This window comes from Castellaniella sp. (assembly GCF_047971665.1).
GTDB lineage: Bacteria > Pseudomonadota > Gammaproteobacteria > Burkholderiales > Burkholderiaceae_B > Castellaniella.
Map to the genome: position 1 here is coordinate 54,570 of NZ_JBKEAA010000015.1, position 13,294 is coordinate 67,863.

Genomic DNA, 13,294 nt, shown 5'->3' on the forward strand with positions numbered 1-13,294 from the left:
TGCGATGTTCCTTCAGGCGGCCTGGGCCTGGGTCTGGGCGGCCTGCCACAGTTCACCCAGGGCGCGGCGATATTCGATCGGAGTGACCTTGATGAAGGCGCGGCGCGCCTGATTCCAGTCATCCAGGATTTCCCGGGCGCGGAAGCTGCCGGTGGAGCGGAAATGGTTTTCCACCAGCCGGCGCAGGATCATCTCGTCGGTCTCGCGCGGGCTGTGCCGGTCCTGGCTGTGCCAGAACTGCGGTTCATCGGCCTGTCGCTGGGTCTCGTCGGTCTCCAGCGGATCCAGGCGCACCATGCCCGTGTTGCAGCGTTGCGCGAAGACCTTTTTCGGGTCCCAGACATAGGCGATGCCGCCGGACATGCCGGCCGCGAAATTGCGGCCTGTCTCGCCCAGCACCACCACGGTTCCGCCCGTCATGTATTCGCAGCCATGATCGCCCGTGCCTTCGACCACGGCGATGGCGCCCGAATTACGCACCGCAAAACGTTCGCCGGCCACGCCGTTGAAATAGGCCTCGCCGTCGGTGGCACCGTACAGCACCGTATTGCCGGCGATGATGTGATCCGGGCCGAAACCGCGGAAATCATTGGGGGAGCGCAGCACCAGGCGGCCACCCGACAGACCCTTGCCGACGTAGTCGTTGGCCTCGCCGACCAGATCCATGGTCACGCCATGCGCCAGGAAAGCGCCAAAGCTCTGTCCCGCCGAGCCGTTGCACTGGATGTGGATGGTGTCGTCGGGCAGGCCCTCGTGGCCGTAGCGCAGGGCCACCGCTCCCGACAGCATGGCGCCGATGGTGCGGTTGCGGTTGCGCACCGGGGTGATGAAGGACACCTTGTCGCCGCGCTCCAGCGCCGACTTGCTGCGTTCGATCAGTTGATGATCCAGCGCGTGCGCCAGGCCGTGGTCCTGGCCTTCCGTGTGATGCACCGGATCCTCGGTGGGCACCTGATGGAAGATGCGACCGAAGTCCAGCCCCTGCGCCTTCCAGTGATCGATGCCTTTGCGCATGTCGAGCAGGTCCGAACGGCCGATCAGCTCGTCGAATGTGCGGATGCCGAGCTGCGCCATGATCTCGCGTACCTCTTCGGCGACGAAGAAGAAGTAATTGACGACGTATTCGGGCTTGCCGTTGAATTTCTTGCGCAGCTCGGGGTCCTGGGTGGCGACCCCCGTCGGGCAGGTGTTCAGGTGGCACTTGCGCATCATGATGCAGCCTTCGACGATCAGCGGCGCCGTGGCGAAACCGACCTCGTCGGCGCCCAGCATGGCGGCGATGGCCACGTCGCGTCCGGTCTTCATCTGGCCGTCGGCCTGCACGCGGATGCGGTTGCGCAGGCGGTTGAGCACCAGCGTCTGCTGCGTCTCGGCCAGCCCCAGTTCCCAGGGGATGCCGGCATGCTTGATCGAGGACACGGGCGAGGCCCCCGTCCCGCCGTCGTGCCCGGCGATGACCACATGGTCGGCCTTGGCCTTGGCCACCCCGGTGGCCACCGTGCCCACCCCCACCTCGGCCACCAGTTTGACCGAGATCGAGGCGCGTTCGTTGACGTTCTTCAGGTCGTGGATCAGTTGCGCCAGATCCTCGATGGAGTAGATGTCATGGTGCGGCGGCGGGGAAATCAGACCCACGCCCGGCACCGAATAACGCAGTTGCGCGATATAGTCCGTGACCTTGTGGCCCGGCAGTTGTCCGCCCTCGCCGGGCTTGGCGCCCTGGGCCATCTTGATCTGGATCTGATCGGCGCTGCACAGGTATTCGGCGGTGACGCCAAAGCGCCCCGAGGCCACCTGCTTGATGCGCGAGCGCAGCGAATCCCCGGCGGCCAGCGGCACATTGGCGGCGATACGCTCCGCGCCCAGCACGGAAGCCAGGCTGTCGCCCTTGCGCACCGTCGGCTTGCCCGCACGCATCTCGGCGCGGTAGCGCAGCGCATCCTCGCCGCCTTCGCCGGTATTGGACTTGCCGCCGATGCGGTTCATGGCGACGGCCAGCGTCGCGTGCGCCTCGGTGGAAATCGAGCCCAGCGACATGGCGCCGGTGGCGAATCGCTTGACGATTTCCTTGGCGGGCTCGACCTCCGACAAGGGGATGGCCTGGGCCGGATCGACGCGGAATTCGAACAGGCCGCGCAGCGTCATGTGACGGCGCGACTGGTCGTTGATGAGCTGGGCGTATTCCTTGAAGGTCGAATAGTTGTTGGCGCGCGTGGCATGTTGCAGCTTGGCGATCGAATCCGGCGTCCAGAGGTGCTGTTCGCCGCGGATGCGGAAAGCATAGTCGCCGCCCGCGTCCAGCGCATCGGCCAGCACCGGGTCCGCGCTGAAGGCCGCCTGGTGGGTGCGCAGGGCCTCTTCGGCCACCTGGAAGATATCGATGCCCGCGATGTTGCTGGGTGTGCCGGTGAAGTATTTCTTGACCAGGCTGTCGTGCAGGCCCACGGCCTCGAAGATCTGCGCGCCGGTATAGGACATGTAGGTCGAGATGCCCATCTTGGACATGACCTTTTTCAGGCCCTTGCCGATCGCCTTGATGTAGTTTTCCGTGGCCTTGGCCGGGTTGGTGAGCGCCGCCGGCGCGCCGGGCTCGGCATGGGGGCCGATCCCCGCGGCGAGCGTTTCCAGGGCCAGCCAGGGGTGCACGGCCTCGGCGCCGTATCCGCCCAGCAGCGCGAAATGGTGCGTCTCGCGCGCTGAGCCGGTTTCCACGATCAGGCCGGTGCGTGTGCGCAGTCCGGCGCGGATCAGATGCTGGTGGATGGCCGACGTGGCCAGCAGCGCGGGGATCGCGACATGCTCGGCGTCCACGCGGCGGTCGCTGATCAGCAGGATGTTGTGGCCGCTGAGCACTGCATCGGCCGCGGTCGCGCACAGCGAGGCCAGGCAGGCCTCGATCCCCTCGCGGCCCCAGGCCACCGGGTAGACGATGTCCAGTTCGCAGCAGCGGAACTTGTCGCCGGTCTGGCGGCTGATGTGCCGCAATTGCGCCATGGCGGCCTGATCCAGCACCGGCTGGCTGATTTCCAGGCGCAGCGGCGGATTGACGTTGTTGATGTCCAGCAGGTTGGGCTTGGGGCCGATGAACGACACCAGCGACATGACCATCTGTTCGCGGATCGGGTCGATCGGCGGATTGGTCACCTGGGCGAACATCTGGCGGAAATAGTTGTAGAAGGGCTTGGGCCGGTCCGACAGCACGGTCAGCGGTGCGTCGTTGCCCATCGAGCCGATGGCTTCCTCGCCGTTCTTTGCCATGGGCTCCAGAATGAACTTGAGGTCCTCCTGGGTCCAGCCGAATGCCTGCTGGCGGTCCAGCAGGCTGGCGGACGGCGCGGGCGGGTCATCGGCTTTCAGGGCGGGCAGGTCGTCGAGCTTGAGGCGCAGGCGTTCGATCCATTGCGGATAGGGGTGCGCGTTGGCGAGCTGGGACTTGATCTCCTCGTCTTCGATAATGCGGCCCTGCTGCAGGTCGATCAGCAGCATGCGCCCGGGTTGCAGGCGCCATTTCTTGACGATGCGGTGCTCGGGGATCGGCAGCGTGCCGGCCTCTGACGCCAGGACCACCATGTTGTCGTCGGTGATCAGATAGCGCGCCGGACGCAGGCCATTGCGGTCCAGCGTGGCGCCGATCTGGTGACCGTCGGTGAAGGCCACGGCGGCGGGGCCGTCCCAGGGTTCCATCATGGCGGCGTGATATTCGTAGAAGGCGCGCCGCGACTCGTCCATGTCGGCGTGCTGCTCCCAGGCCTCCGGGATCATGATCATCATGGCGTGGGCCAGCGAATAGCCCGACATGACCAACAGTTCCAGACAGTTGTCGAAGGTGGCGGTGTCGGACTGGCCCTCGTAGACGATGGGGTAGAGCTTGCCCAGGTCTTCGCCCAGTACGGCCGAGCTCATCGCGCCTTCGCGGGCGCGCAGCCAGTTGAAGTTGCCCTTGACGGTATTGATCTCGCCATTGTGGGCGATCATGCGGTAGGGGTGCGCCAGCGGCCAGGCCGGGAAGGTATTGGTGGAAAAGCGCTGGTGCACCAGCGCCAGGGCCGAGATGGCGCGGGTGTCGGCCAGATCCCGGTAGTACACGCCCACCTGGTTGGCCAGCAGCAGGCCCTTGTAGACGACGGTGCGCACCGAAATCGAGGGCACGAAATATTCCTGCCCGTGCGCGAGCTGCATGCGCTGGATGGCGTGGCTGGCGGTCTTGCGGATGACGTAGAGTTTGCGCTCCAGCGCGTCGGGCACCATGATGTCGGGGCCGCGGCCGATGAAAAGCTGGCGGATGACCGGCTCGCAGGCGCGCACGGTGGGCGACATGCGCATGTCGCGATCCACGGGGACGTCACGCCAGCCGAGCACGACCTGACCCTCATCGCGCACGGCGCGCTCGAGTTCGCGCTCACAGGCCAGTCGTGAGGCGGTTTCCTTGGGCAGGAACACCATGGCCACGCCGTAGTCGTCGGGCTGCGGCAGGGTGACGCCCAGGGCGGCCATTTCCTCGCGGTAGAGCTGGTCGGGGATCTGGATGAGGATGCCCGCCCCGTCGCCCATCAGTTCATCGGCGCCGACCGCGCCCCGATGATCGAGGTTTTCCAGGATCTTCAGGGCCTGTTGAATGACGGAATGGCTCTTGTTGCCCTTGATGTGGGCGACGAAACCGACCCCGCAGGCGTCGTGTTCTTGTTCGGGACGGTAAAGACCCTGGGCGGTCGGCAGGCCGGGGGGACAGGAGACGGGTTGGGTCATGTTCGGGACTCGCAAAGCGGAATACGGAGGCCGCAACGAGCGGCAGAAGGTGGACGTTACCGCCCCAAGTCCTTACTGACAATAGGTTTTCAGATGATCCGTCCCTATTTATTATTATCCATATATCTTGATATAAAATATAGGGACGGATCAAAGTCAATGAAAGAAAAACAATGCCATGATGCGATTGCTTTAAGTATAGAAGGTGATCTCCAGGGCGAACAAATGAAGGCCCCGCCCTGGAGTGTGGTGGCGCCGTCGAGTCAGCGATCCAGCGTCGCGCCGCCATCGACCCGCAGATCGTGCAGGGTGATGTGGCTGGCCTGGTCCGAGAGCAGAAACAGGACGGCAGCGGCGATTTCATCGGGCCGGGCGATCTTCGCCAGGGGAATGCCCAGGCGCCAGCGGCCCGGATCGCCGGCGATCACGGCTTCGCGCGAACTGCCCAGCGCCCACATGGCCTGCTGCATGGCGGTATCGGTGGAACCGGGCGAGACGATGTTGACGCGGATGCCGTGCGGGGCCAGCTCCAGGCCCAGGCAGCGGCTGAATTGGGTCGCGGCTGCCTTGGAGGCGGCATAGGCCGCCATGCCCGCGCGCGGCGTGGTGGCGGCGTTCGAGCTCACGGTCACGATCGCGCCTTCGCGGCGCTCGCGCAGGCGCCGGGCGACGGCGCGGCAGACATGAAAGACTCCGGTGGCGTTGATGTCGAAACAGCGCTGCCATTGCGCGTCGGTCAGCTCGGCGACCTCTCCCATTTCCAGCACGCCGGCGACACTGGCCAGGCCGTGCAGCGGGCCCTGGGCCGCCTCGGCCTGAGCAATGACCTGATCGACCCGTCCGGCATCGCGCACATCCAGAGGGGCGGTCCACAGGCGGGCGGACCGACTGGCGTGACCCGGTGCGTCCTGCGCGGCGTGTGTGTGCAGGCGTCCCAGACCGGCCTCGTCGAGATCGACGGCCGACACGCGGGCGCCGCGGGCGATCAATTGACGGGCAACGGCCGCGCCGATCCCGCTGGCCGCGCCGGTGACAAGCAGGTGGCGGTCCTGAAAATCGGCAAGGGGGTGCGCGGCTGCGCCGAGGCGGCCTGGATCGGACGGGGTGTTCATGCGTGAGTCTCCCGGGAGAAGGTGGCGGCGGCGTTCGAGGCCAGGGCGGTGAGAATTTCGTCGACCGTCAGGCTGACCCCGCAGCGTTGCGCGACATGCGTGATGGCCATGTGATGATCCTGCGGGCTGAAGTCCGCGCAGGCATCGATCGCCAGAAAGGGCTGGATGTCCTGCATGAAGGCCTCCAGCGCGGTGGCCAGGCAGCCGATGTGGGCATAGACGCCCGTGATGATGAGCTGATCGCGGCCCAGCGCGTGCAGCCGTTCCCGCAAGTCGGAGCGCTGAAAGGCGCTGTAGCGCCATTTGGTCAGCACGGTGTCGTCGGGATGCGGGCTCAGCGCCGGAACGATGCGCGCGCCGGCCTGGTGCGCCGGCGCGGTCAGGCCCGGTCCCCAGAAATCGTTCAGCAGCGCCCGGTCGGCCTCGGGCTGCACGGGCGGCTGCGCCGTGTAGAACACGGGGATGCCCTGGTCGCGGCAGCGCTTGCGCAGGCGGTCGATGGCGGCGATCAGGTCCGGGATCGGGGCTTGCGTCACATCGTATTTGCCCAGGAAATAGTCCTGCATGTCGTGGATCAGCAAAGCGGCGCGGCGCGCGTCCGGGCGCCAGCCCACGCGGTTGCTCACGGGTTGGCGGGGCATGGCATAGGCCGCCAGGGAAGGAATGCTCATGAGACGGGACTCCGGGAAGAATGGATCGAGGGCGCCGGGCCATGCGTCAGAGGCCGTGGGGAGGAAACGCGCCGGGAACGGTTCAAACGAGCCCCAGCGCGTCCAGCACGGTCCGCAGTTTGTTGCCGGTTTCCTGGTATTCGAGCGAGGGAACCGATCCGGGCACGATGCCGGCGCCCGCCGACAGCGTCAGCCGGGAGCCGTGGGCGTGCGCGCAGCGGATCGCGACGGCCCAGGCGCCGTCGCCGCTGGCGTCGCACCAGCCTGCCGCCCCGGCGAAATATCCGCGCTCGAACGGTTCGAGCGCCGCGATGGCGCGCCGGGCGTCGGCCGTGGGCAGACCGCAGACGGCGGGTGTGGGATGCAGCGCGATGGCCAGGTCCAGGGCGCTGATCGCGGGATCGGCCAGTTCCCCCTCGATCCGGGTGCCCAGGTGCCAGAGCCGGGCCGTCGATGTCAGGCCCGGTTGCGCCGGGATGTCGAGCCTGCGGCACAGCGGCCGCAGCGCGGCCTCGATGGCCTCGATCACGACTGCATGTTCCAGCCGGTCCTTGGGCGAGTCCAGCAGCGCCCGGGCGATGCGGGCGTCCTCGGCGGCATCGGCGTGGCGCGCGGCGGTGCCCGCCAGCGGGTGAACCTGGACCCGGCGGCCTTCCCGGCGCACCAGCAGTTCCGGGCTGGCCCCCAGAAAATAGATCTCGCCGGTGTCGGACACGGGCAGCGCATAGGTGTGGCCGTGCGGGCTGGCCTGCCACAGCCGCGCCAGCACCTCGGGCAGGTTCAGCGGCCGTTCCAGTTCCAGTTCCAGGGTCCGGGCCAGCACCAGTTTGCGCAGGCCGGTGTTCAGGCCCAGTTGTTCGAGCGCCGCGCAGACACCGCGTTCGTAGCCGGCCTGATCGGGTTGTTCCCGGCGCCGGAGGATGGCGCAACCGCGCGGCGCGGACAGACCCGACGGCGCCGTGAGACGGCGCAGGGTCCGGGGCACGCGCAACAGGGCCGGCGCCGGCCCGGCCGGGTCGTAGGGCAGCAGGCCCAGCAGCAGGGGCCGGGCGTCGGGCGCGCAGGTGGCGCCGGCGGGATCGGTCGTGCGGGCCTCGCGGGTCTCATCCCGCGTGGTGGCTGCCGTTTCGGCGTACCGGGCGGCCGCCTCGACGAGCAGGTCGGCGGCGCAGGCCGCCACATTCTCGCGCGCGGCGGCTTGCAGCAGGCAGCCCTGGCCGTGCAGGCCTTGTCCCCGGGCGGTGAACAGACTGTCGCCGGGCCGGAAGCCGGCCAGAACGCCAGCGTCCGCAGCCGGGAGAGGGCGAGCGGGCAGGTCCATGATCAGCGACGGGGCTCGATGCGCACCAGACGGTCGCGGCGCGGGTCGTTCCGGCTCTTTTTCACCATCACCCAGGCGGTGCCCTGCGGATCCAGTGCGATATGGTTGGGGGCGGACCCGGTGTTCACCTGAGCCTGGATCTCGCCCTGGTCATCGACGACGGTGACACTGCCCGCGCCGCGATTGGCGACGTATGCCAGGCGATGCATCGGATCGAAGGCGACATTCAGGGCGCCCGCCCCGGTCGCGATCCGGCGCAGCGCCTCGCCGTTGCGGGCATCCAGCACGGTCAGGTCACCGGATTTCTGGGCTGTCACATAGATCTGCTGCGCCTTGTCATCCACGGCGATGCCCGCGCCGCCCTGGGCGCCGGGGACCGTGTAGCGGGCGACCTGACGGCCCGAGGCCGTGTCGACGGCAAAGACTTCCGAGGTGTTCAGGCTGACGGTATACAGGCGCTGGTGATCGGCGTCCAGCGCCAGGCTCATGGGCTTGGGCGCGTCGCCGGCCCCGGTCAGCGCGATGTCCGGCAGTTGTTGCAGCGTGACGCTGTCGAACACATGGATCAGGTTCGAGGCGGGCGAGGAGACGTAGGCCCGGCGATGCGCCGTGTCGATCACGACATCGCGTGCGTGGGGCGTCACCTCGTCGGGGAACTGCTTGACCAGGGACAGGTCCGATTGCCGGTAGACGGCGACCGAGCCGCTGCGGGTGTTCGTGGCCCAGATCTGGCCGCGGGTCTCGTCCACGGTCAGGCCATAGACGGCCTGTACCTGCCCGTCGGTCCGGCTGGCTTGCGCGGCTGGCGTGATGGCGTTGACGATGTGCAGGCTGGCGGGGTCGATGACGAACAGGCTGGAGGTCTTCACGGGCGGGCGACCGACCGCCGCCGCCGCGTACAGCTGCTGCGTGCGGGGGCTGTAGACGCTCTGGTAGACGCCGGCGGGCATTTCAGCGGTTTGCGCCACGAAAGACCAGGCCGGCGACGTCGGCTGCGGCGCAGCCGGTGTCTGGGTAGCCTGCCGGGTCGTGGTGCAGCCAGCCGCCAGAGCCAGGGCCATGCCGGCCAGCAGGATGCGGGCGCTGCGATGCCCTGTCGGATGCGGGGTGGAGGAAGTGTGCATGTGGTTGCCTCGTGCAGTCGTATGAAACATCAAAGGAACAAAGAGATTCAGGAGGGCGTGTCCATCGTGATGCCGTGGTCGGCGGTCCTCAGGCAGGCGTCCAGGAAGGGCGCGATATGCGCGGTCGCAGCGGCACCTGGCAGGCCGGCGTGGGTGCTGGCCACGGTCCGTCGGATCAGGCTGCCGACATGCGGCTGCCACAGATCAGGATCCAGGCCGGTGGCGGCGGCGTCCAGGGCGGCCTGGAAATGCAGCGCCGTGCCGGTGTAGGGCCGGTGCCGGTGGCCGCGCACCAGGCGGTTGGTGTGGCCCACGGTTTCAAAGACCGCGTCCAGGCGCGCGTCGGACAGTTCTCCCAGCGGATGACCCTGGGCGCGCAGGAATTTGATGACGCCGCGCCGGTTCAGCCGGTCTGCGGACAGCGCTTGCGGATCGGCGCCGGCGATGTGCAGCAGCGCCCTGTACAGGTCGTCGTCGGTGGGTTCCTGACGGTGGCGCCACGCCTCGCAGGGGTAGGCGTCCAGCAGCGCGACGACTCCCACGGGCAGACCGCGCGACTGGAGTTCGGCGGCGACCGCCTGCGCCAGGATGCCGCCCACGGACCAGCCGGCCAGGTGGTAGGGGCCTTCGGTCTGCAGCGACAGCACCTGATCTGCATATGCCTGCGCCAGAGCCGCCAGCGTATCGGCCGGCGGCTGGCCGTTCAGGGCCAGGGCGCGCGCCTGCAGGCCGTGGACCGTGCGCGCGGTGGGCAGCGCGCGGGCCAGGGTGCCGTAGCACCAGGACAGGCCGCCGGCCGGGTGGATGCAGAACAGCGCCGGGCGGCCTGGCGCTTCGCGCAAGGTGACGACGGGGCCAAAGCCGGCCTGTCCGGCGCCGGTCGCGCGTCCGGTCCCGTCCTCCAGGTGGGCTGCCAGACGCGCAACCGTGGGGTACTGGAAGACCGTGCCCAGGGTCAGATCGTGCGTGTCGCGCAGCGCCAGGGCGAGGCGGGCCGCCAGCAGCGAATGTCCGCCCAGGGCAAAGAAATCGTCATCCGCGCCCGGCAGTTCCGATAGGCCCAGCACGGCGCGGAAAGCCTCGGCGACCTGGTGTTCGGCCTTGCCGCGCACCGGTCGTGCCGTGTCCCGCTCCGCGAGATGCGGCGCGGGCAGCGCCTTGCGGTCGAGCTTGCCGTTGACCGTCACCGGCAGCGCCGGCAGCGGCAGCCAGGCGCTCGGCACCATGTAGTCCGGCAGTTGCGCGGCCGCATGGGCGGCCAGCCGCCCGTCCTCGAAGGGACGGCCGGGCACGGTCACCACGTAAGCCGCCAGCAATGTCTGGCCGGGGCGATCCTCGCGGGCCAGGACGGCCACCTGGGCGACATCCGGGTGCGTGGCCAGCACGGCCTCGATCTCGCCCAGTTCGATGCGCTGACCGCGCAGCTTGACCTGGTGGTCCAGGCGGCCCAGGTAGATCACGGCGCCGTCATCGCGCCGCATGGCCAGATCGCCGGTGGCATACAGGCGCTCGTCCGGCAGCCCCGCGGGCGCCGGGATGAAGCGCTCGGCGGTCAGGTCAGCCCGGCCCAGGTAGCCGGTCGCCAGCTGGCGACCGCCCAGATGCAGGTGGCCGGGCGTGCCGGGCGGGACGGGGCGCAGTCGCGTATCCAGGATGTGCAGCCGGGTGTTCCAGACCGGCCATCCGATGGGCACGGGCTGGCTGTCATCGTGGGCGTCGGCCGGCCAGTACGACACGTCCACGGCGGCTTCGGTCGGTCCGTAGAGATTATGCAGTTCCGCCTGGATCGTGTGGTGGAACCGGTCGCGCAAGGCCGCGGGCAGGGCCTCGCCGCTGCAGAACACCAGCCGGGTGTCCAGCCCCCGGGCGGCGGGTTCGTCCAGCACGGCGGCCAGCATGGACGGCACGAAATGCATCACGGTGATGTGTTGTTCGCGCACCAGGCGGCACAGCCAGGCCGGGTCACGGTGCGCGTCGGGCGGCGCGACCACCAGACAGGCACCGCTCAGGAACGGCAGGAACAGTTCCCAGACCGAGACGTCGAAGGTGGCCGGTGTCTTTTGCAGGATGCGGTCCCGGGGACCGATGGCGTAATGTGCGCGCATCCATTCCAGGCGGTTGACGATGGCCGCGTGAGACACGATGACGCCCTTGGGCGCGCCGGTCGAGCCCGAGGTGTAGATCACATAGGCGGGGTCCGTCTCCCGCAGGTCTCGTGGGCCGGTCTCGTGCGGTTCCGCGCTTGGCGCGTCCGCTGCCGGGGCATTCGTTGCCATAGGCTCGGCGCTCGGGGTCCGGACGGCCGGATTCCCGGTTTTCAGCATTTCGGCGGCCAGGGCGTCGACCGTCAGCGGCCGGGTGTCCAGTCCCGCGCACAATGACTCAGGGCCGATCAGGACCCGGGCGCGGGCATCGCACAGGATGCCGCGCAGCCGCGCCGCCGGCTGGCGCGGGTCCAGGGGCAGGTAGGCCGCGCCGCTGCGCAGGATCGCCAGCAGGCACAGCACGCGCCGGGCCGAGCGCGGCAGCGCCACGGCCGCCAGGACGCCGGGGCCGCAGCCCAGGGCGCGCAGGCGCTGCGCCGCGCGCGCCGTCCAGGCGTCGATGTCGGCATAGGTCCAGGTGCCGGTGTCGTCCTCCAGGCCCGCGCGGGCGGGGGCGGCGCGCAATTGCGCCTGGATGCGTGACCAGAGCGTGCCGGCGGGAACGGAGTGGTCGGTGTGGTTCGGCGTCAGCGCCCAGCGTTCGTGTTCATCCGCCGTCAGCGTGGGCACGTCGGCCAGCCGGGGCGCGGCCAGGGCGGACATCAGGAAGGCGGTCAGGCGTTGCAGGTGCGCCCGGACCCGGTCCTGTGGGTACAGGTCGGGATGCGCTTCGATTTCGATGCGCAGGCCGCCGCCATCGGGCGCCGCCCGGAAGCTGAAGGTCAGGTCTTCGACTGGCCCCGTGCACAGCACGGCCTGGGCGGCGTCCAGGCCCGCCGCCGCGTAGGGCGCGTCGAAGGGCAGGATGTTCAGGATCGGGCCGTGCAGGCGGGGCAGGCCGCCCGGCAGTGCGAGGTCGCGGCGCAGGTGTTCGGCCCGGTAGCGGCTGTGACGCCGCAGGGCCCGCAGCGAACGGGCTGCGTCCCGCAGGGTTTCGGCCAGCGGGGTCTCCTCGTCCGGTGTCCAGACCCAGGGCAGCACATTCATCACGGTCGCCACGGCCCGCGCGCTGCGACTGCCCAGGCGGCCCATGGCGGGCACACCGGTCACACAGGCGGACGGCCCCAGATGGCGCGCCACATAGGCGGCGCCCAGAGCGGTGAGAATGTCGGGCCAGCCGACTTCGCAGGCACCTTCCGTGGCCCGCAGCGCCTCGATCAGCGCGGCGGGCGCGTCGAATTCGAGACGCCGGCAGCCATGGGCGCTGAGGGCCGATTCGGCGTTCAGACTGGCGGCCGGCACATGATCCGCGCAGTGCGACAGCCAGAATTCACGGGCCTGAGCGCGTTTCGGGTCGTTGCGCCAGGTGAGGTCTTCATCCAGGACCGGCATCAGCGGCGCCAAGGGCGGCTCCCGGTCGGCGACCGGCTCGCCCAACGCCCGGTACAGGCGGATGGCGCGGCCTTCGATCAGGGCCATGCCGTAGCCGTCGGCCGCCAGGTGGTGGACGCGCTGGTACCACAAGGCCAGGGCCGGCCCGCACAGGAACAGGACCTGACGCGACAGCGGGTCGCGCGCGGGGTCCACGGGGCGGTGCAGGTCGTCCTGGATCCAGCGGTTCGCCTGCGCGTGCGCCTGTGTCTCGGACAGCGTGCGCAGATCGCGGATCTCCAGGCGTGGCGCGCGGGCCGGGTCGATGCGTTGCGCGGGGCCGTCGGGGCGGTCCTCGAAATGCAGGGACAGCGATTCGGCTTCGGCCAGCGCCTGATTCACGGCCTGTTCGAAACGCGGCACATCCAGCGGGCTGCGCAGGGTGGTGCAATGCGCCGGATTGAAGATCGGATTGGCCGGGTCCAGGCGCTGGGCGTACCAGAGGCCCTCTTGCGCCTCGGTCAATGGCCGCCAGGGGTTCATCATGCGTCGCGGGTCTGGCTGCCGGCCACGATTGTCCACCAGTGCGCCAGCGTGGCATGGGCGGCCAGATCGGCGAATTCCAGCGATGCGCCGGCCTCGCGCCATTGAGAGGCGAGTTTCATGAGGCGCATGGAATCGAGGCCCAGGTCCATCAGGTTGTCGTCGTCCTGGATGTCGGCGGGCGATTCGTGCAGGATGCGCGCGATGTCGGCGCGCATGGATTCGAGGCTCAGAGCGGTCATGTCGGGGAGGTCATCTCGAA

7 protein-coding genes are annotated in these 13,294 nt (G+C 69.0%); all 7 read right to left on the minus strand.

What is annotated here, in order from left to right; all coding sequences use genetic code 11:
• Window positions 1-12: 12 nt before the first annotated feature.
• Complete coding sequence (locus ACK5JE_RS05685) at window positions 13-4,746, minus strand: glutamate synthase-related protein (RefSeq protein ID WP_416800727.1); 4,734 nt, start codon at window positions 4,744-4,746, stop codon at window positions 13-15.
• A 263-nt stretch (window positions 4,747-5,009) separates the two neighbouring features.
• Window positions 5,010-5,858: a 2,3-dihydro-2,3-dihydroxybenzoate dehydrogenase gene (gene dhbA / locus ACK5JE_RS05690; RefSeq protein WP_416800728.1), complete on the minus strand. Its 849-nt coding sequence runs from the start codon at window positions 5,856-5,858 to the stop codon at window positions 5,010-5,012.
• Window positions 5,855-6,529 (minus strand): isochorismatase family protein, encoded by a 675-nt coding sequence (locus tag ACK5JE_RS05695; protein ID WP_416800729.1) that lies wholly within the window; start codon window positions 6,527-6,529, stop codon window positions 5,855-5,857. Before ACK5JE_RS05695 ends, dhbA begins: the two co-directional genes overlap by 4 nt.
• Before the next feature lie 82 nt (window positions 6,530-6,611).
• On the minus strand, window positions 6,612-7,850 hold the full coding sequence (locus ACK5JE_RS05700) for an isochorismate synthase (protein WP_416800730.1): 1,239 nt from the start codon (window positions 7,848-7,850) through the stop codon (window positions 6,612-6,614).
• A gap of 2 nt (window positions 7,851-7,852) precedes the next feature.
• Window positions 7,853-8,974 (minus strand): YncE family protein, encoded by a 1,122-nt coding sequence (locus ACK5JE_RS05705; RefSeq protein ID WP_416800731.1) that lies wholly within the window; start codon window positions 8,972-8,974, stop codon window positions 7,853-7,855.
• A 47-nt stretch (window positions 8,975-9,021) separates the two neighbouring features.
• Window positions 9,022-13,035: an amino acid adenylation domain-containing protein gene (locus ACK5JE_RS05710; RefSeq protein WP_416800732.1), complete on the minus strand. Its 4,014-nt coding sequence runs from the start codon at window positions 13,033-13,035 to the stop codon at window positions 9,022-9,024.
• A complete protein-coding gene (locus tag ACK5JE_RS05715; RefSeq protein ID WP_416800733.1) occupies window positions 13,032-13,274 on the minus strand; it encodes a phosphopantetheine-binding protein in 243 nt (80 codons plus the stop codon). The genes ACK5JE_RS05710 and ACK5JE_RS05715 overlap by 4 nt, the downstream gene beginning before the upstream one ends.
• Between the last annotated feature and the right edge of the window lie 20 nt (window positions 13,275-13,294).